At 53.3% G+C, this 18210-nt stretch carries 21 protein-coding genes, 1 tRNA gene and 2 riboswitches; of the genes, 14 read left to right on the forward strand and 8 right to left on the reverse strand.

The features are described 5' to 3' along the window. Positions 1-77 precede the first annotated feature (77 nt). From KNP75_RS06155 to KNP75_RS06165, 3 genes are all read left to right on the forward strand, one after another. Positions 78-926, forward strand: a complete 849-nt coding sequence (locus KNP75_RS06155; RefSeq protein ID WP_353049022.1) for an HD domain-containing protein — start codon at positions 78-80, stop codon at positions 924-926. 215 nt (positions 927-1141) lie between these two features. After that, positions 1142-2131: a sodium:calcium antiporter gene (locus KNP75_RS06160; protein WP_215190041.1), complete on the forward strand. Its 990-nt coding sequence runs from the start codon at positions 1142-1144 to the stop codon at positions 2129-2131. Between the two features lie 102 nt (positions 2132-2233). Next, positions 2234-3292: a bifunctional glycosyltransferase family 2/GtrA family protein gene (locus KNP75_RS06165; RefSeq protein ID WP_214763172.1), complete on the forward strand. Its 1059-nt coding sequence runs from the start codon at positions 2234-2236 to the stop codon at positions 3290-3292. A 43-nt stretch (positions 3293-3335) separates the two neighbouring features. Here KNP75_RS06165 and KNP75_RS06170 read toward each other — a convergent pair whose 3' ends face one another. The 3 genes from KNP75_RS06170 to KNP75_RS06180 all read right to left on the reverse strand — a co-directional run bounded on the left by KNP75_RS06170 (position 3336) and on the right by KNP75_RS06180 (position 4489). Beyond that, entirely contained in the window at positions 3336-3902 is a 567-nt protein-coding gene (locus KNP75_RS06170; protein WP_034777719.1) for a 3'-5' exonuclease, read from the reverse strand. A 66-nt stretch (positions 3903-3968) separates the two neighbouring features. Next, positions 3969-4301: a four-helix bundle copper-binding protein gene (locus KNP75_RS06175; protein WP_034777716.1), complete on the reverse strand. Its 333-nt coding sequence runs from the start codon at positions 4299-4301 to the stop codon at positions 3969-3971. 115 nt (positions 4302-4416) lie between these two features. Further along, positions 4417-4489: transfer RNA gene (locus tag KNP75_RS06180), tRNA-Ala, on the reverse strand. 133 nt (positions 4490-4622) lie between these two features. Between KNP75_RS06180 and KNP75_RS06185 the strand changes: the two genes are divergently transcribed. Next, positions 4623-5486 (forward strand): GRP family sugar transporter, encoded by an 864-nt coding sequence (locus tag KNP75_RS06185; RefSeq protein WP_215190042.1) that lies wholly within the window; start codon positions 4623-4625, stop codon positions 5484-5486. A gap of 28 nt (positions 5487-5514) precedes the next feature. Here the strand turns inward: KNP75_RS06185 and msrA are convergent, their stop codons facing one another. Together msrA and KNP75_RS06195 are read right to left on the reverse strand one after the other, a co-directional pair. Then, a complete protein-coding gene (gene msrA / locus KNP75_RS06190; RefSeq protein WP_034777710.1) occupies positions 5515-6027 on the reverse strand; it encodes a peptide-methionine (S)-S-oxide reductase MsrA in 513 nt (170 codons plus the stop codon). Between the two features lie 62 nt (positions 6028-6089). After that, positions 6090-6190, reverse strand: a riboswitch (SAM riboswitch). A gap of 44 nt (positions 6191-6234) precedes the next feature. After that, positions 6235-6396, reverse strand: a complete 162-nt coding sequence (locus KNP75_RS06195) for a hypothetical protein (protein ID WP_034777709.1) — start codon at positions 6394-6396, stop codon at positions 6235-6237. Positions 6397-6507: 111 nt separating this feature from the next. On the opposite strand from KNP75_RS06195, the gene KNP75_RS06200 reads away from it, so the two are divergent. The 9 genes from KNP75_RS06200 to KNP75_RS06240 all read left to right on the forward strand — a co-directional run bounded on the left by KNP75_RS06200 (position 6508) and on the right by KNP75_RS06240 (position 15128). Further along, positions 6508-7911, forward strand: a complete 1404-nt coding sequence (locus tag KNP75_RS06200; RefSeq protein WP_251128199.1) for an amidase family protein — start codon at positions 6508-6510, stop codon at positions 7909-7911. A gap of 69 nt (positions 7912-7980) precedes the next feature. Then, positions 7981-9042: a dual-specificity RNA methyltransferase RlmN gene (gene rlmN / locus KNP75_RS06205; RefSeq protein ID WP_034777707.1), complete on the forward strand. Its 1062-nt coding sequence runs from the start codon at positions 7981-7983 to the stop codon at positions 9040-9042. Positions 9043-9215: 173 nt separating this feature from the next. Beyond that, positions 9216-10097 (forward strand): SMP-30/gluconolactonase/LRE family protein, encoded by an 882-nt coding sequence (locus tag KNP75_RS06210; RefSeq protein WP_034777705.1) that lies wholly within the window; start codon positions 9216-9218, stop codon positions 10095-10097. A 12-nt stretch (positions 10098-10109) separates the two neighbouring features. Beyond that, positions 10110-10373, forward strand: a complete 264-nt coding sequence (locus KNP75_RS06215) for a hypothetical protein (protein ID WP_034777704.1) — start codon at positions 10110-10112, stop codon at positions 10371-10373. Between the two features lie 102 nt (positions 10374-10475). Beyond that, a complete protein-coding gene (locus KNP75_RS06220; protein ID WP_034777702.1) occupies positions 10476-11669 on the forward strand; it encodes a GTP-binding protein in 1194 nt (397 codons plus the stop codon). Between the two features lie 62 nt (positions 11670-11731). Next, positions 11732-11832: riboswitch (TPP riboswitch) on the forward strand. Positions 11833-11911: 79 nt separating this feature from the next. Continuing rightward, a complete protein-coding gene (locus tag KNP75_RS06225) occupies positions 11912-12505 on the forward strand; it encodes a YkoF family thiamine/hydroxymethylpyrimidine-binding protein (protein WP_034777701.1) in 594 nt (197 codons plus the stop codon). Next, on the forward strand, positions 12498-13073 hold the full coding sequence (locus KNP75_RS06230; protein ID WP_034777699.1) for an ECF transporter S component: 576 nt from the start codon (positions 12498-12500) through the stop codon (positions 13071-13073). Before KNP75_RS06225 ends, KNP75_RS06230 begins: the two co-directional genes overlap by 8 nt. Further along, entirely contained in the window at positions 13066-14397 is a 1332-nt protein-coding gene (locus tag KNP75_RS06235; protein ID WP_034777698.1) for an ABC transporter ATP-binding protein, read from the forward strand. Before KNP75_RS06230 ends, KNP75_RS06235 begins: the two co-directional genes overlap by 8 nt. Then, positions 14394-15128 (forward strand): energy-coupling factor transporter transmembrane component T family protein, encoded by a 735-nt coding sequence (locus KNP75_RS06240; protein WP_138859376.1) that lies wholly within the window; start codon positions 14394-14396, stop codon positions 15126-15128. Before KNP75_RS06235 ends, KNP75_RS06240 begins: the two co-directional genes overlap by 4 nt. Before the next feature lie 15 nt (positions 15129-15143). Here the strand turns inward: KNP75_RS06240 and KNP75_RS06245 are convergent, their stop codons facing one another. Beyond that, entirely contained in the window at positions 15144-15731 is a 588-nt protein-coding gene (locus KNP75_RS06245; RefSeq protein WP_034777694.1) for a DUF1643 domain-containing protein, read from the reverse strand. A gap of 34 nt (positions 15732-15765) precedes the next feature. Beyond that, a complete protein-coding gene (locus KNP75_RS06250) occupies positions 15766-16458 on the reverse strand; it encodes a lytic transglycosylase domain-containing protein (protein WP_233004295.1) in 693 nt (230 codons plus the stop codon). 78 nt (positions 16459-16536) lie between these two features. Here KNP75_RS06250 and KNP75_RS06255 point away from each other — a divergent pair, with 78 nt between their 5' ends. Further along, complete coding sequence (locus KNP75_RS06255) at positions 16537-17235, forward strand: CPBP family intramembrane glutamic endopeptidase (protein WP_215190043.1); 699 nt, start codon at positions 16537-16539, stop codon at positions 17233-17235. On the opposite strand, the gene KNP75_RS06260 is transcribed toward KNP75_RS06255, so the two are convergent. Then, positions 17192-18091, reverse strand: a complete 900-nt coding sequence (locus KNP75_RS06260) for an alpha/beta hydrolase (protein WP_215190044.1) — start codon at positions 18089-18091, stop codon at positions 17192-17194. The two genes, KNP75_RS06255 and KNP75_RS06260, sit on opposite strands and share 44 nt — an antisense overlap. Between the last annotated feature and the right edge of the window lie 119 nt (positions 18092-18210).

An 18210-nucleotide genomic window follows, 5' to 3' on the forward strand; every position in this document is an offset into this window, starting at 1 on the left:
CAACCGATATGCGTGTAAAGACCTAGTGACGGGTATAGGATGGGGAGTACATTGAAACTAGCGAAGGAGGAAGCGTCGTGCATCAAATCATCGAGGAGGCACTCCGTTTCGCGGCCGTCCGTCACGACGGACAGTTTCGAAAAGGAACGAATATTCCTTACTTGACCCATCCTGTGGCCGTCTCCATGTTGCTCGTCGAAGATAGGCAACCCGTCCCGGTCGTCGTGGCGGGTCTGCTCCACGACTTGCTCGAAGATACGTTGACGACACCTGATGAACTGAGTGAACGATTTGGACATGAAGTGACACGTCTAGTCAAGGCTGTGTCCGAGCCGGGGAAACACCAGTCGTGGGAAGAACGCAAACGGATGACGATTCAGCATGTGCGGACGATGCAGTATGATGAAGTCGCACTCTTGGCCGCGGACAAGCTACATAATCTGCGTTCGATTCGTCTCGACGTCGAGTCTGCCGGCAAACAAGTATGGGACCGTTTCAATCGGCCGCTCCGCGACCAGTCCTGGTATTATCATGAACTGCTCCATGCGTTGAAGCCGTTCGCGCAGACGACGACGCTCATCGAAGCGTTCGAGACGGAAATGAACTTGTTGTTTTACGGAGTCGAAGAAGGGCGGACCGAGAAGTTAGAGAAGTTGTTCGGTGTCATCAAACATGGGTTCCGTGAAGAAGAGTGGCTTCAAGAGACGACGACGCTTTGTCAGACCGCTTTCGAGCTGAACGAGACGATGCGCGAAGGGTATCGTCACGGGACCGAGGTCAATCAACTCGAGCTCGACGCCTTGTCGGCTCAATTGAAAGAAGCTGGACTGTGGGAACGCTTGTCGCTCCCGGCACTCCAAGCGATCGATGAATTATCGTATCGAATGGCATTGCAGTCGGACGAGATCGTCGCGTGGCTTGAGTGAAATGATTGTCAAGTGACCTTAAACGTGATATATTCATCGTGAACATAAGAAGGGGAGTAGCGACCACGAATGTGGTCGATGGATCGTCACTACGGTGCAACGCACTCGGTCCATCGAGCTTCTGATCCAAGTCCGCGAGACCTTTTTATGGATGCTTCTTCGGCGTCCATAAAAAGGTCTTTTTTGATTTTTTGAAAAAGGGGAGACACAGAAATATGGTATTTATTTACTTCATCTTGGCCGCAGCACTCACCGTGTATGCTGCCATCAAATTATCGACATATGCCGACGTCATCAGCGAGAAGTCGACGATGAGCGGCATGCTCGTCGGGACCGTGTTGCTTGCCGGAGCGACATCGCTTCCGGAAGTGACGACGAGCGTATCGGCCGTCATGATCAATAACCCGGATATCGCCATCGGGAACATGCTCGGCTCGAACTTGTTCAACATCTTTATCTTGGCGATGTTTGACTTGTATTATCGTCAGAAGCGTCTATTTAACGAAGCAAGTCGGGATCACCTCTACACGGCGAGTCTCGGTTTGATGTTGACGCTCGTGACGATGCTCGCACTCGTCATTCGCATCGACTTCACGATTCTCGGGATTGGTATCGATGCCTTATTGATTGCAGGGTTGTACGCGGTTGGGATTTACTATATCGGACAACGTCCAAAAGAAACTACGACAGAACGTGAAGTCGAGCAAGAGGTCGGTGTCAGCGTCACCGACTCAATTCCGATCAAACGCGCGGTCATCGGCTTCATCATCGCCGCTCTCGTCATCATGGCGGCCGGAACGGCGCTTTCAGTGTTAGGTGACCAAATCGCCGTCGTGACCGGACTCGGTTCGAGCTTTGTCGGCAGCTTTTTGATCGCGGCCTCGACGTCGCTCCCAGAAGCGGTCGCCGTCTTCGTCGCCTTGAAGCTTGGAAACGTCAACTTGGCGTTCGGTTCGATTTTGGGGAGTAACATCTTCAATATGCTCATCATCGCGATGTCGGACGTCTTCTACCGAGGCGGTTCGATTTTGGCGGATGTGTCCACGTCACACTTGGTGACGGCGATCGGGATCACGATTTTGTCGGTCTTGGTCATGTACAGTGTCCTTCGAAAAGATGTCACGTCGAAGTTCCGCTACGTCTTGCCGTCCGTTCTCGTCGTCCTCGTCTATTTCGCGTCGTCTTACTTCATCTTCATCGGTTGATCGACCACACGGTGTCCTCGGACATCGTGTTTTTTGTTTGAGGCGGTTCGAGGAATCACTTTTCACTCACTTGGGTATAGAAGGAGGGAAGGAGGGGTGGCGATGCAAATGCATTCCGTGGAACGTCTTGATGATTACGTCATATTAATCCCAGCATATAATCCCGATCAAGCGCTCGTCACACTGGTCCGGGAGTTGAAAGAAGAAGGGTTCGTCCATCTGTTCGTCGTGAACGATGGGAGTGCCGAGACGTCCCGTCCGATTTTTGACGAGGTCGGAAAATGGGTCACGGTGCTCGAGCATACCCGGAATCAAGGGAAGGGTGCGGCATTGAAAACCGGGATTCGACATGTCGTTCAGCATTTCCCTAGAACGAACGGGGTCATCACGGTCGATGCGGATGGGCAACATCTGCCGACTGACGTCTTGAAGCTGTATGAAGAAGGCATACGCTGGCCTCATCATTTGATTATGGGCTGTCGCGACTTTTCAGGGTCCGATATCCCGTTCCGGAGCCGATTCGGAAATCAGATGACGCGCGGCGTCATGTTGCTCGGCAGCGGTCTTCGTCTGAAGGACACCCAGACCGGCCTTCGGGCGATTCCGTTGCGGTATGCGGAACAATTGCTTGATGTGCCGGGGAACCGTTATGAGTTCGAGATGAACATGTTGACGTTCACGAAACGATTGCAAGTCCCGATTCATCAGACACCAATTCAAACCGTCTATGTGGCAGAAAACGCCTCGTCCCATTTCCGGCCGGTGATCGACTCGATTCTTATCTATCGCATGTTTTTGGCCTATTCATTATCATCGGTCGCATCATTTCTGTTAGACATCGGGTTCTATGCCTTGTTCGTCTATTTGTTGAATCCGTGGTTCGAGACGACGCACGTCTTGATTGCGACGGTCGTGGCCCGTATCCTGTCATCGCTATTCAATTATTTCGTCAATCGGAAAATCGTGTTCCATTCGAAGGCGAAGCGGGCGATGCCGAAATACTTCGGACTCGTCGGATTGCAGATGGCGCTGTCGGCCGGTCTCGTCTATGCGCTGTTCTATGTCATCCGCGACGGTGAGGTATGGATCAAAGTGTTCGTCGACAGCTTCTTGTTCGTCGTCAGTTATTATGTCCAGAAAAAATGGATCTTTAAACGCTAACAGGCCAAGACGTGTGTCTTGGCCTGTCTGGCATGCATATCGTTCAATAAGCGAGTTTTCCGAGCTTGACCGATGTGTACCGGTGCAGTTCACGCGGATCATGGATCCCGGTCTTCTGCATCATGTCGCGCATGAGCAGGGCACAGACGCGAGCATCTTCAGCCGCATCGTGATGCATGAACGGGACGTTCAAATATTCCGCCATCGTGTTCAGCTTGTGATTCGGCAGACCTGGATACAGTTTTCTCGACAACTTGACGGTACAGCCGTACTCGATCGTCGGAAACGTATATAAATCGTATTTGGCGATCGCTTTCTTGAACGCGCCCATATCGAACGATGCGTTGTGTGCCATGACGAGGTCGACATCCCGCAGCGTCGGATAGAGCTGTTCGAGCACCTCGGGTAACGCTGGGGCGTCCCAGACATCGCTCGGCCGGATGCCGTGGACCCGGATATTGCCGGCATCGAAGTCTTCCTCCGGATTGACGAGCAGTTGGTTCGTTTCGATGATTTCACCGTCGACGAGCAGGCTCCAGCCGACAGAGCAGATGCTGCGACTATCGCGGTTCGCCGTCTCGACGTCGATGGCAAGAATTGAATGTGGCATAATTGATCCCTTTCTCGTAAAAACAAGTATAAAAAAAGTCTAACATATCGTTAGACTAAAAAGCGATTATGCGGCCACGAGGTTGCGGCATGCTTCGGCACAGCGGAGACATGCTTCGGCACAGCGTTGGCAATGGTCGTGCAAGTGGCGGCCACATTCGACGGCGCACGTGTCACACACCTGGGCGCAGAGTGCACCAATCGGTTTGGTGAAAGCCGAATCGGTCTCGAGCGCGTTCAAGGCGAGTGCACACACTTCCGAACATTCTTTCGTCAGCCGGATACACTCGGCGACCATCAACAAGTCTTCTTCTTGTAAGCATTTTGAGAAACAATGATTACTTGCCCGCATACAGTCGATGACGGCTAAAATGGTCTCTTCGACAGAGGCTCGGTCCATGATAAGTCCCCCTTTAGAATAATGATGTCTTACAATCATTACCCGCTAGCGGATGAGTTAAACCGAGCGGCGACGCAAAAAAAGTCACCCCTCAAATGAGTGGTGACTTCAATAATGGAGCATAGCGGGCTCGAACCGCTGACCTCCACGCTGCCAGCGTGGCGCTCTCCCAGCTGAGCTAATGCCCCGTTCGAAAATTATTATATCATCCTAGTAAAACATTTGGCAATGGCTATTTTTAATTTTTTTGAACAAAGTTTAATCAGCACTGAACGTGGGAAAATCACAAATGATGTTATATTACGAAAGCAGGTGTCATGTATGGAAATGATTTTACTCGCACTCTTACCTGCCTTGATGTGGGGGAGCATCCCGCTCATCGTCTCAAAGGTCGGCGGGAAGCCGATTCAACAGTTGATCGGGACGACAATCGGGGCGATGGTGATGGCGGTCATTATCGCACTCGTGTTCAATCCCGGGTTCACGACGCTCGCAATCGTGACCGGATTCATCTCCGGCGCGTTTTGGGCACTCGGACAATATTTACAGTTCCAATCGTTTCAAATTTTAAGTGTCTCGAAGGCGATGCCGATCAGCACCGGCATGCAGCTTCTCGGTACATCGTTGTTCGGTGTCATCGTCCTCGGAGACTGGAAAACGACGACCGAACTATGGCTCGGATTTTCGGCGCTCGTTCTCATCGTGATTGGGGCTGCGTTGACATCGTATCAGCAGAACAAAGACGGCGACAGTAGCGGCGCCTTGAAGAAAGGCTTGCTCGTCCTGCTCGTGTCGAGTATCGGTTACGTGACGTACGCCGTCCTGACGAACTATTTCGAGGTCGACGGGATCACGGCCATCTTGCCACAGTCGGTCGGGATGTTCGTCGCGGCGCTGTTGTTCAGCCTGCGTGAGAAAGATGTGAAGAAGTTCGATCCGAAGACGTTCAAAAATATCTTGGCCGGGATCGCCTGGGGGATCGGGAACTTCGGGCTGTTCGTGTCGAGCGGTGAAGTCGGAATCGCGACGTCATTCGCCTTGTCGCAATTGAACGTCGTCGTGGCGACGCTCGGCGGGATCTATCTATTAAAAGAAGAGAAGACGACGAAAGAACGTGTCTTAGTCTTTATGGGTATCGGCCTCATTGTCGTGGCCGGATTCATGCTCGGAATCGCCAAAAGCTAAAAGACGGGTCAGACGACCCGTCTTTCGCTTACCAGGCTTGTTCGATGAATGCGTCACGCCCAGATTTTTTCCGGTCCTCTTTATAGTGGGCCGGATTTTTTTTATGGAAGTCTTGATGGTACTCCTCGGCCGGATAGAACGTGTCAGCCGGTAAGATCTTCGTGACGATCGGCTGTTGGAAACGTCCGCTCGCCGCGAGCGCGTCGCGACTCTGCTCTGCTTTCACACGTTGTTCTTCCGTATGATAGAAGATGGCCGGCGCATATTGACTGCCTCGGTCTTGGAATTGACCGCCGTCATCGGTCGGATCGGTCTGAATCCAATACAGTTCGAGCAGTCGCTCGTAAGCGAACAGCGTCGGGTCGAACGTGATCTCGACGACCTCATAGTGTCCTGTCGTCCCTGTCTTCACTTGTTCATACGTCGGATCGTCGACGTGACCTCCCGTATAACCTGATACGATCGACTCGATGCCGGGCTGTTCCTCGAACGGTGTCACCATGCACCAAAAGCAGCCGCCTGCGAATGTTGCTTTTTCCATTAATAAGTCCCCCTCATGTTCATTCCAAAAAAAGCGCCCATGTCATCGACATGAGCGCTCTGTCATATCGGCCAAGGCAATCACCTTGCTGGTAGTAGCACCTTGCCGTAGCAGGTTGCTGTGAAGTCATAGAGCCAGGTCTCTCGTTCACTCAAGATATCGATATGTAGTTGGTGACAGCATCATACCATCAGATTTGAAGCGGCGTCAACGGTTTGGCTTGCGCCGTAGTTGGAGCAAGGTGGCACCGAGGATCAGGATGACGAGCACGATGGAGAGCGGTAGCGTATACGGGGCGTCCCCGGCATATAACTGTAAGAAGAACAAGGCAAAGACGGACAATAAGACGAGTACGTACGAACGGTTCATAGTAACCTCCCTTTTCTTTCAGTGTACCAAGTTACACATTCGTTGGCGAACGAAAACAGGAAATCATGTGGCGATAGCGAATACCATCGAGTGACCAAAGGAGGAATCAATATGACTGACACATTTGATTTTATGGAACTCGATATCGAATCTGCCCATCGCGGATATAAAGAAGGAACGTTCACGGCGCGTGACGTGACGGCCTACTATTTGACCCGGATCGCCCAGTTCAACGACAAACTGAAGGCGGTCATCCAGGTGAACCCGGACGCGTTGTTCGAGGCCGAGTCGGCTGACCGGGCGTTTCGTCGCGGGTTACGCTTGCCGCTACTCGGCATTCCTGTCTTGATCAAAGACAATGTCGAGACAGACGGACTCATGAAGACGACGGCCGGGGCCGTCGCCCTCGAACATCACTTCGCAGGCCGGGACGCCCATCTCGTCCAAAACCTGCGAGCGAGCGGGGCCATCATCCTCGGGAAAGCGAACTTGTCCGAATGGGCCAACTTTTTGACCGAGGGCATGCCGAACGGCTGGAGCGGTGTCGGTGGGCAGACGCTCAATCCATATGGGGATAAGCTCGATGTCGGAGGTTCGAGCTCAGGTTCGGCCTCTGCGGTCGCAGCGAACCTGACACTGCTCGCTGTCGGTAGCGAGACGAGCGGCTCCATCATCCATCCGAGCGTGCACAATGGCATCGTCGGCATCAAACCGACCGTCGGCCTCATCAGTCGGAGTGGCATCATCCCGATCTCGCGGTCGCAAGATACGGCGGGACCGATGGCACGAACGCTCGAAGACGCGGTAAGGGCACTTGAGGCGATGGTAGGGGAAGACCCGGCGGACCCGGCGACACTCAACCTCCCGGCCGGCCCGCCGTATCGGACGTGCCTCGACGAGCGCCAAGCGGTCGGGATGCGTGTCGGGATCGTCAAAGCTGATTTATCAACAGAAGAACAAGCATTATACGGTGAGACGACCGAGCTGTTGAAACAGAGCGGCATCGACCTTGTCGAAGTCGAACTGCCCGCCCATGATACACTCGACCAAGGCGATATTTTGTACCACGAGTTCAAACTCGGGATCGAGGCGTACCTGGCCACGACGACGCTCCCGTACGAGACGTTGTCGGATTTGATGGACTGGAACAACAGACATCCTGAGACGATCCCGCACGGACAAAAGACGTTCGAGAAAGCGGAAAGATTGTCGGGACGTCTCATCGAGGCGGCCTATTTGACGCGCCGGCTCGATGACGTGCGTGACGCCAAGACGGACGGACTCGACCGCCTATTAAACGAACAGCAGTTGCACGCGCTCGTCTTGCCTCACGATTTGAACTATGACATGGCGGCAAAAGCCGGGCATCCGACCATCACGATCCCATATCGCTTGAAAGCGAGCGGGGCGCCGTTCGGCCTATCGTTCACCGGGACGAGTTATGCCGAACGTGACTTGATCCGTCTGGCGTATGCGTTCGAGCGACATATTTCGCGTCCCGTTCCACCGTTATAAGAACGTTGCACCCGTCGTCCACGTCCGCTACAATGGTACGTATGCGGATTGAAGAAAGGACAGATAGCAATGAAACCATCTATATACGGGCTGACGTTCGATCAGCTGACAGAAGCGTGTGTCTCTTGGGGATACAGCGCCTTCCATGCGAGACAAATCTGGGACTCGCTCTACATCGACCGAGTGAAGCAAATCGAGGACATCTCGGTACGGGCCGAGGTGCGTGAGGCGATCGCCGCCGAATACGTCATCTCGACGCAAGACCTGTTCGTCAAACAAGAGGCGGGCGACGGGACGGTCAAATTTTTACTTAAACTACACGACGGGCACTATATCGAGACAGTGCTCATGCGACATAAGTACGGCCGTTCGGTCTGTGTGACGACGCAGGTCGGGTGCAATATCGGCTGCAGCTTCTGTGCGAGCGGTCTCTTGAAGAAGACACGTGATTTGACGGCGGGCGAAGTCGTCGAACAAATCATGACCGTGCAACATTACTTGGACGAAGTCGGCGAAGGGGCCCGGGTCAGCCATATCGTCGTCATGGGGATCGGCGAACCGTTCGATAACTTTGACAACTTGGTCGACTTCCTGCGTGTCGTCAAGGACGAGCGCGGTCTCGCGATCGCGCCGCGTAAAATCAACGTCTCGACGAGCGGACTCGCCGACAAGATTTACAAGTTCGCGGACCTCGATTTGCGCATCAACTTGGCGCTGTCGCTCCATGCGCCGAACGACGCGCTGCGGACGCAAATCATGAAAATCAACCGGGCGTTCCCGCTCGACAAGCTCATGCCGGCCATCCGGTATTACGTCGAGAAGACGAACAAACGAATCACGTTCGAATATATTCTCCTGTCGAAAGTGAACGATTTACCGGAGCACGCCGAGGAATTGGCGGCGCTCATCGACGATATTAAGGACAAGTCGTACGTCAACTTGATCCCGTATAACCCGGTCAACGAGCATATCCAATACGAGCGCAGTACCTCGGAGGACATCATGGCGTTCTATGATGTCTTGAAGAAGCGTGGCATCAACACCGGTGTCCGCCTTGAGCACGGGACTGACATCGATGCGGCATGCGGCCAGTTGCGCAGTAAACATATGAACGTCGAAGGTGCGAAATAAGTGGACTCCTTGAATCGAATGATTCAAGGAGTTTTTTTTCATAGAGCCGCTCCGGTGAAGGAAAGACGGACATCGCCCCTAACTCTGCGGAACGATTTTGAAAAATCTTGAATAGACCTCGTCCGCTCAGGGAATAGTCAGTTGAAATCAATGTAGAGAGTGGAGGCAATTCAATGGAGACAGTAAACGCTGCGTTATGGATTCGAGTCAGAAATACACTTGGGGAAGGCCCGTGTTGGGATGCTGAACTGAAACGGTTCTATTGGGTCGACATCGAAGGACACACACTTTGGTGGTACGACGAAAAGGAAGACGAGCTGTCATCGTTCGATATGGGACAACAGATCGGGTTTGCGGTCCCGAAAGTGACAGACGGCGTCGTCGTCGGCTTGAAAGACGGCATCTATGAATGGGACGAGGGATCGAAGCGACTCGATAAACTCGTCGAACTCGATGACCCGGAAGGGGATCTTCGCTTCAACGACGGAAAGGCCGACCCGTACGGACGAATCTTTGCCGGGACGCTTCATCTCAACGACGAGGAGAACGAGGCGACGCTCTATCGCTTGAACCGTGACGGCACGACCGAGGTCATGCTCAGTGAACTGACGCTGTCGAACGGTCTGACATGGTCTCCGGACCACTCGACATTCTACCATATCGATACACCGACCGAGACGGTCCGCAAATACCCGTTCGACTTGAAAACAGGAACACTCGGGGATGGGGAAGTCGTCATCGATTTCAAAGATGAGGAAGGATTCCCGGACGGCATGACATCCGATGAGGACGGCTTTTTATGGATTGCCCACTTCGCGGGCGGACGCGTCTCGCGCTGGAACCCGAAGACGGGTGAAAAAGTGCTCGAGGTGCTCGTGCCGGCCCCGAACGTCACGTCATGCTGTTTCGTCGGTGATGACTTGAAACAACTTGCGATCACGACGGCGCGCGAAGGAATGGATGACGCGGCGCTCGAGGCCCATCCGGACGCAGGGTCGGTCTTTAAAATTGATACAGATGTGAAAGGGATGCCGCTCTATCGGTTTGGTCGATAAGGAGGTACGAAGATGGTAAAACGATTGCTCGTTCGTGCGGGAATCGGTTTGGCGCTCGCGGCGGTCGCCCGGGTCGGGATTCAAAAGCTGTTGGAGGCAAACCGGGAAGACGATCATACGTATTTGAATCCGCGGTGGGATGAGACGCCGAGTGTGGATGCCGACAAGGACGCGGATGAGGTCGGTCTGACCCAGCTCGACTCGATTTATCGAGCCGAATGGCAGGCGAACGCCTATCCACGCTCAGAGGCCGAACGCAAGGCGTTAGAGGAATAGGCAGGAGAACACGTCCGGAAACGGGCGTGTTTTTTTCTTGACAAGACGTCACCGACCCGTCATTATCTAAAAAGTAATCATTACGATTTAGGAGTGGGTAGAATGAGACGAATCCCGATCACCGTGCTGTCCGGTTATTTAGGAAGCGGTAAGACGACACTATTGAACCACATATTGAACAATCGGACGGGCAAGAAATACGCCGTCATCGTCAACGACATGAGCGAGTTGAATATCGATGAGCGATTGATTGAACAGGGCGGTTTTTCAAGGACGGACGAAAAGTTGGTCGAACTATCGAACGGCTGCATCTGTTGCACGCTCCGTGAGGACCTGCTCGAGGCGGTAGCAGAGCTTGCGAACGACCGGGACCTCGACGGAATCATCATCGAGTCGTCCGGTATCTCAGAGCCGATCCCGGTCGCCCAAACGTTTACATATGCCGATGACGCCCTCGGCATCGATTTGACGAGCCGAGTCTATATTGATGCGATGGTGACCGTCGTCGATGCGTTTCGGTTCTTAAAAGATTTCAACTCGGGCGAGTCGCTCCATGAACGCAAGCAGGCGATCGAGGCGACGGACGTCCGCGAAGTCGTCGACCTGCTCGTCGACCAAGTCGAATTCGCCGATATCATCGTCTTGAACAAGGCGGATCGCGTGACCGAGACCGAACTCGGCGAGATGACCGGACTGTTGAAGGCGCTCAACCCAACCGCGAAGCTGTTGACGTCTGTCCATGCGAACGTGGAATTGACCGAGCTGTTGGATGTCAATTTGTTCGATTTCGAACAGGCGATGCATGCGGCCGGGTGGATTCAAGAACTTGAGACAGATGTGCACACGCCGGAGACGGAAGAGTATGGCATCAGCTCATTCGTCTACCGTCGGCGTCGGCCGTTCCACCCGGAGCGTCTCCATGCCTGGATTGAGACGTTTCCGGAAGAAATCGTCCGTGCGAAAGGGTTTTTATGGATCGCTTCACGGAACGACCTCGCCTGTCTGTTTTCACAAGCGGGTTACGCCTCGACGCTCGAACATGCCGGACGCTGGCTCGCGACGCTTCCGGAAGAAGAGCGCCGTCACATGTTCGCGGCCGAACCGGAACTCGCCGCCGACTATGTCGAACCGTACGGGGACCGACAGACGGAGCTCGTCTTGATTGGGCAGCGGATGGATCGAGCCATCATCGAACAAGAGCTCGATCACTGTCTGCTGACAGATGAGGAGATGGCGCTGGATTGGTCGACGCTCCGGGACACACTTCCGGGGAACGAGGTCGTCACGTTCTCATAAGACCGTTTACAAAATGAAAGCGGTCGTCTATACTGATTCTTGCATGAACAACCGCATACATTGGACTACACTAGGGGTGCTTCGGCTGAGATGTGAGCATGGCTCCAATCCCTTATGACTCGATCCGGGTAATACCGGCGTGAGGAAGTGTGGCACTTTTTCTAATGGATTAAAATTGGACGAGTGGCCGCATTCTCATGGATGCGGCTTTTTTGTGTACACATAATAAGGGGGAATAGAACATGAACAAACAATGTGGAACGAGCCCGATCGTCGGGTTCCGCTTTACACTGAGCCCGATGACGACTGATTTCGTGAGCATCATCAAAGGGGCGTTGAAGGAGACGGATTTACAAAACGTCTGGCGACATACCGATGACGTGTCGACGGTCATCCGTGGACGAAGTGAGCATGTATTCGATGTGGCTAAGACCGTGCTGTCACACGCGACGAAGACAGGGGAACATGTGTCGATGAGCGGGACGTTCTCGGTCGGGTGTCCAGGGGATACGGCCGGAGATGAAGTGCTCGTTGTGTCGAGCGAACCGCTTAATGGTCCCGTCGGTCCGCAATATGTCTCTTCACAGTTCGCGCTCTATCCGCTCGGTGATGAGAACTACATGGACATCATCTACGAAGAAATCGCTTTTGCGAAAGAGCGGGGTGTCTTCAATGACTCGATGCATTACGCCTCAGGCATACATGGGGACATCGAGCCGGTGTTCGCTTTCTATGAGGCGACGTTTGATCGCGTCCGACAGAAGACAAGCCACGTCGTCATGACGGTGACGTTCAGCGTGAACAGCCCGTCACACGAGGGACGCATGGATGCTTAAATCGTGGAAGTTAAAAGAAATCGTCTTGTTGTCGATTTTATCGGTCGTGTTCGCGGTGGTCTATTTGGCGTTCGTCCATGCTGGTAACTTGTGGGCCGGTCTGATTGGACCAATCGCCTACGAATGGATTTTTGGGATATGGTTCATCGTCTCGATTATCGCAGCTTATATCATTCGCAAGCCTGGGGCTGCATTCTTGTCCGAAGTGCTTGCGGCGACGATTGAGATGATGATTGGCAACGCCATCGGACCGCGCATCATTTTAGTTGGGATCGTTCAAGGGATCGGCGCCGAAGCGGCGTTCGCTTTGACGGGTTATAAACGCTATGATCTTTGGGTGCTCATGCTCGCCGGATTCAGTGCTGCTGTGACAAGTTTCGCGTATACGTACGTCATGGGAGGGCTCAATGCCCTCAGTCCGACATATGTGGCTACGATGTTCGCACTACGCGCAACGAGCGGGATGTTGATTGCTGGTCTGGGCGGTAAGATTTTGAGCGACTTGTTGCTTCGGACGGGCGCGCTTGATGGGTATGCCCTCGCGCGACAGGACCGTATGCATGGTTGAGGCAGAACATCTGACATTTCGTTATCCGAACAAGAAATGCGATGTCTTGACGGATATCACACTACGTCTAACAAAAGGGAGAACGGTCATTACAGGGGCAAGTGGGTCGGGAAAATCAACATTGCTCGCTTTGATGAATCGTCTCTATCCGGACAATTGTGATGGCATCGTGACGGGCAGACTGCACTTGTTCGATCGCTCTTATGATACGTATGAAGCTGGCGAAGTGAACCGGCGCATCGGAACGGTCTTTCAGGACCCGGACAGTCAGTTCGTCATGCAGACGGTCGAAGAAGAATTGATTTTCACGCTCGAAAACTTTGCCGTCGCGAGAGACGAGATGATGGCCCGTGTCACCACAATGTTAGAGGCGTTGCATTTGACCGATTATCGTCACCGTACCATTCATGACCTATCGGGGGGTGAGAAGCAGCAAATTGCCGTCGCTTGTGCCTTGATTGGCCGCCCCGAGTGGCTCCTCCTCGATGAGCCGCTCGCTCACCTCGATCCTGAGACCGCCCATCATTTCGTTCGTTGGCTCGACGGCGTCGCACAGACCGTAAACGTTGTCGTCATCGAGCATCGGCCATACATATGGGGTGATTTTTTTGACCGACAAATAAAGCTCGTGAGTGGGCGCATCGACTATGATGGACCGTTCATCGTCCGACCAGATTATGCGTTCTCTCCAATTAAAGTTGAACAAGGAAAGAAAATGTTATTTCACATACCGGAATTAAAACGAAAAACATTTCAATTAGCAGCGAGCGAGTTAAAGGTCGCTGAGGGTGATCTCATTGCGGTACTCGGTCGAAATGGTAGCGGAAAGTCGACATGGCTGCGAAGCCTAGCCCGGAAACATCGTGAAGTCGGCCTCGTCCCGCAATCACCGGCGCATCTATTCGTTACGAATGATGTGACCCGAGAACTCGCATATGGCCATAATCGCCCGATTGAGGACGTCTTAACGCGGCTCGGGCTCGAATCAGTGCGTGACCACCATCCACTCTCCCTTAGTCACGGTCAAAAACGAAGGCTCGCCATCGGAGTGATGATGCTGTCTAATAAACAACTGATTGCGTTTGATGAACCGACTGCCGGACAAGACGAGGTATCGCTTCGTGCGCTCTATGACTTAATGGTCGAACGAATACGATCCGGCCAGACGATTTTGTTTGTGACGCACGACCTCAGCTTCGCGCGGATTGCGAACACATATTATTTGATGTGTGACGGCGACTTGAGTGGGCCATATGACGCTTCACTCTGGGATGAAAAAGAATTACTACGCACCCACGGCTTATTGATGGAGGAATCGCGATGACATTTCATGAGATGAACCCGACGATTAAATTTCTGACCGTGGCATGTCTCATGTTCGGTCTCGCCTTCATGTATAACCCTTGGACTCCGCTTGCTGTTTTTCTCGGTACAGTTACACTTCAAACGCTATTCTCTGCTGTGAGCTGGAGAAGATGGGGGTTGTTCATGATCCCATTTTTATTGACCGCGCTCGGGACATTGTGGACGACGCTCGTCTTTGGAAAGCAATCAAGCGGAGATGTCGTGTTCAAGCTGTTTGGCAATGATGTGACCGATGAGAATGTGATGCTAGCAGCGACGCTCTCCTTACGTGTGTTGGCATTCACAGCCTTGTCGCTTCTGTTCACGCTGACGACGGACCCGAAACGGTTCGTCTACAGTTTGATGCAACAAGGAAAGCTATCACCAAAAATCGCATATAGTGTCTTCGTCGGTTTTCGTTTCTTTCCGATTCTAAAAAAAGAACTGATGCAACTATATGAAACGCATGCGCTACGAGGCGTACGTTTGGAGACGAGACTCGATCACATCCGCCACGTCCCCAAATTAATCGTTCCGCTTCTTGCTGGATCGATTCGCCAAGCGGAACGAATCGCGTTCTCGATGGAAGCACGTGGGTTTACGGGGGAACCTCGAGCGACGTACGAGGTTGTCCCCGTCACCAGGAACGACTTTCTGTTGGCGTCGCTTTTGCTCCTATTGTTTGGAGTGAGCGTATGGATTGGCATATAAACGAAACAAGACGACTCACTCGGAGTCGTCTTGTTTCGTTTCTTTTACGATTCTAAATTTCGGTTTGATCGATTCGTTATTGAACGCCTCGAGCACGGTGTTTTCGTTGGCCATACGAATCTGTTGCGGCTCGCCTTTGGAAGTCGTGCCGATACAGAACATATGCGCCTCATGATCGGCAAAGAGCGCCTTATACGGGGTGGCATGATGCATCAAGCGTCCCGGAGAGCCCCAGCCGACGATAATCATACCTCCGCTCGCCTCGACCTCGTCGAGCGTTTCCTCAACGTAATGAAAGTTGACTTCGTCGAGTTGCGATTCGACGTACGGCAGATTGTCATTGATGGCGAGTGTCGGGACGAGGCTGATGACGCGCATCTCACGGATCGGTTGATCGAGATGGTTCCGCATGAGCATATACGCCCGCTGCGTTGTCGTACCGGACAAGAAAGCATCGCTCATCCGGGGCGAGTAGATGATGACGGCACAGATGACGCCGTCGACGACATCTGTGAATTCGTACGAACGCAAGTAGCGCTTCGTCTTGTCCTCATTGAAGACCGACTTGACACGAATCGTCACTTCCTCGATATGGGTGTTCATAAGGTTTCCTCACTTTTAATCAAATAGTGCCGGGTCAGACCCAGCCTGCGAACCATTCCAAGTAGCGGATTGTGTAGCGCGCGACACTTTGGGTTGCCGACGCCTTGTCATCCGGTAAATAAGACACATCGGTTTGATATGACTCATAAAACGACATCACATCATTGACATACTGTTCACTGCGGTTGTACTCGAAGATGGCGTTTCGAATCGAGTCCGTCGTGTCTGCCTTCGTCCCGCCGTGCTCGCTCAAATAGTAAGCGGCCGTATGGGCCGAGTCGACGAGACTGTGCGGGTCGGCTTTGCCATCATTGTTGCCATCGCGTCCGAGACCGCCGTACTGTTCAATGAGCGCGAGATCCGTCAAATCGACTTCGTCCTCAGGGACATCGCCTTTTTGATCGTCCGTGTCATATTGCCAGCCGAGCCACGTCCGCGGCATGAATTGGAACGGTCCGATCGCCCCGACCGATGAACGCATCGATGAACTGTGGGAGAAAATCGTCTCGACGCGATGGACGGCGGCAAGTAAGCGCCAATCGACGTCATACGTGGCCGCGGCATCCTCATACACATCGCGATGGACGGACGGGACGCCATGGTCCCCGTAATAGGCCCGGTACAGGGCGTTGTTCACTTTATCATGTTGACCAAACCAGCCGATTGCGCCGAGGCACAGCACGATCACAAGCATGAGACCGGTCAGTCGCAAAATCAATCGTTTCAAGATTCCGCCTCCTAGCTTTCTAGACAATACCCGAATAGTGTAGCATATAGCTAACAGGAAGGACAGGAGTGGATATAGATGCTCGAACAGGCCGTCTTTACCATCATTCTCATGTATTTGTTGATCGTTCAATTGTTCAACGCCCGGTTGATGAAGCCGATGATCGAAACGCTCGGTCGTGGACGTGTCTATGAACAGACAGTCAAGTCGTCGTGGGGGCTCAGCCTGCTTTTGCTCGCCCTCGTCTTCTTGTTCGACGTCCCGCCAGACATGGTCGGTCTCGGATTCGCCCCGGTCGAAGGGGACATGTCCGCTTGGAAGTATTTCTTTTTCACGACCATCCTCATCTCCGTGCTGCTGGCGTTCTATTTACTCGTCAAAACCTCGTCTCGATTACGGCGGCGGTTACGTCCGTACTATGAGCTCGAAATCGAGCGGTTGCTCTTGCCGCGGACGGATATTGAGGCGAAGGCGTGGAGCGCCGTCTCGTGGACGGCAGGTGTGACCGAGGAGTTCATCTTCCGTGGTGTGCTCCTCTACACCGTCAGTCTCTATCTTGACGTCTCGTCCCTGACACTCGCCTTCATCGGCGGCGCCTTGTTCGGGTTGGCCCACGCTTATCAAGGCGTCAGGGGCGTCCTGGTCACCGGGATCGTCGGCTGGGGACTCGGCTATTTGTACTTGGCGATGGGTGTATTATGGCCAGTGATGGTCGTCCATGCCTTGCTCGACCTTATCGCCGGGCCGATTCACGTCGTCGATTCAGAAACTGACTGACGGCCGCCTCATAGGCGGGTTGATCTTTCAAGATACAGTTTGTGTGCTCGGCCCCATGGATGAGGGCTAACTCGTTTTGCCGGTTGAGCGCGTTCATCTCGACCGACATCCACGTCGGCACGAAATCATCTTTCGTCCCGTGGATGAACAAGACGGGCGCGTCAATCGCGGCGAGATCGTGTTTGGGCCGGACTTGATGCATCCGGAAACCGGCCCGCGTCCACAAGAAATAGTTGATCCCTGGCAAGAGCAGGTCCCCGGGCAACCGATGCAACACGTTCAACTGATGGCGCATGAGCTGTCTCATATCGTCAAACGGACATTCGGCGATCAAGAAGTCGACGTCGGTTAACGGTCCGGCCTGTAAAATCGAGGCAGCTCCCATCGAGACACCGTGCAACCCGACTTCCGTGACCACTTCATTGGCCCGCAACCAGTCGACCCAATCGGTGATGTCATGCTTTTCGTGATAACCATAAGAGGCGTATACGCCCTCGGACTCACCGTGCGATCTCAAGTCGACAGCGAGAAGGTTGTACCCGAGGCGATGGAACATCGCCAAATGCGGGGCCATGAAACTGTGGGAGGCGGTATAGCCGTGAACGAACACGATCCATTTCGTCGACCCTTCATTGCGGTAGACGCGTCCATACAGCCGGTAGCCATCCTGAGAACGGAGCGAGACGTGCTCGAACGGCACGTCATGATAAAACGATTGATCTTCTTTCGTGTACGGGGCCAAGAGCATCTCTGGCGTCTTGCGTTTGCCTCGCGTCATGCGCTTGAACGCATAATAACTGATGGCATAGTAGCCAGTGAATAGTGTTGCAAGTCCAACTTTCCATTTCTTCTGCATCTGAACCGCTCCTTTCTCCATTATTGTACCCGAAAACGTGACGATAGTTCACGCGCAGTGTCGGTTTGACGGCGGGTTCATGCCGTTAAGCAGAGGTCTTACCGATGATTGTCCCGTTC

It is taken from the genome of Exiguobacterium sp. s6 (assembly GCF_018618155.1).
Taxonomy (GTDB): Bacteria; Bacillota; Bacilli; order Exiguobacteriales; family Exiguobacteriaceae; genus Exiguobacterium; species Exiguobacterium mexicanum_A.

Bases quoted from the DNA above. Each gene is read 5' to 3' on its own strand.
- KNP75_RS06195 (WP_034777709.1), bottom strand. From the start codon at position 6,396: ATGAACCGTTCGTACGTACTCGTCTTATTGTCCGTCTTTGCCTTGTTC.
- KNP75_RS06235 (WP_034777698.1), top strand. From the start codon at position 13,066: ATGGTTGAGGCAGAACATCTGACATTTCGTTATCCGAACAAGAAATGC.
- rlmN (WP_034777707.1), top strand. From the start codon at position 7,981: ATGAAACCATCTATATACGGGCTGACGTTCGATCAGCTGACAGAAGCG.
- KNP75_RS06160 (WP_215190041.1), top strand. From the start codon at position 1,142: ATGGTATTTATTTACTTCATCTTGGCCGCAGCACTCACCGTGTATGCT.
- KNP75_RS06220 (WP_034777702.1), top strand. From the start codon at position 10,476: ATGAGACGAATCCCGATCACCGTGCTGTCCGGTTATTTAGGAAGCGGT.
- KNP75_RS06175 (WP_034777716.1), bottom strand. From the start codon at position 4,301: ATGGACCGAGCCTCTGTCGAAGAGACCATTTTAGCCGTCATCGACTGT.
- KNP75_RS06215 (WP_034777704.1), top strand. From the start codon at position 10,110: ATGGTAAAACGATTGCTCGTTCGTGCGGGAATCGGTTTGGCGCTCGCG.
- KNP75_RS06225 (WP_034777701.1), top strand. From the start codon at position 11,912: ATGAACAAACAATGTGGAACGAGCCCGATCGTCGGGTTCCGCTTTACA.
- KNP75_RS06165 (WP_214763172.1), top strand. From the start codon at position 2,234: ATGCAAATGCATTCCGTGGAACGTCTTGATGATTACGTCATATTAATC.
- KNP75_RS06230 (WP_034777699.1), top strand. From the start codon at position 12,498: ATGCTTAAATCGTGGAAGTTAAAAGAAATCGTCTTGTTGTCGATTTTA.
- KNP75_RS06185 (WP_215190042.1), top strand. From the start codon at position 4,623: ATGGAAATGATTTTACTCGCACTCTTACCTGCCTTGATGTGGGGGAGC.
- KNP75_RS06200 (WP_251128199.1), top strand. From the start codon at position 6,508: ATGACTGACACATTTGATTTTATGGAACTCGATATCGAATCTGCCCAT.
- KNP75_RS06245 (WP_034777694.1), bottom strand. From the start codon at position 15,731: ATGAACACCCATATCGAGGAAGTGACGATTCGTGTCAAGTCGGTCTTC.
- KNP75_RS06240 (WP_138859376.1), top strand. From the start codon at position 14,394: ATGACATTTCATGAGATGAACCCGACGATTAAATTTCTGACCGTGGCA.
- KNP75_RS06210 (WP_034777705.1), top strand. From the start codon at position 9,216: ATGGAGACAGTAAACGCTGCGTTATGGATTCGAGTCAGAAATACACTT.
- msrA (WP_034777710.1), bottom strand. From the start codon at position 6,027: ATGGAAAAAGCAACATTCGCAGGCGGCTGCTTTTGGTGCATGGTGACA.
- KNP75_RS06260 (WP_215190044.1), bottom strand. From the start codon at position 18,091: ATGCAGAAGAAATGGAAAGTTGGACTTGCAACACTATTCACTGGCTAC.
- KNP75_RS06255 (WP_215190043.1), top strand. From the start codon at position 16,537: ATGCTCGAACAGGCCGTCTTTACCATCATTCTCATGTATTTGTTGATC.
- KNP75_RS06170 (WP_034777719.1), bottom strand. From the start codon at position 3,902: ATGCCACATTCAATTCTTGCCATCGACGTCGAGACGGCGAACCGCGAT.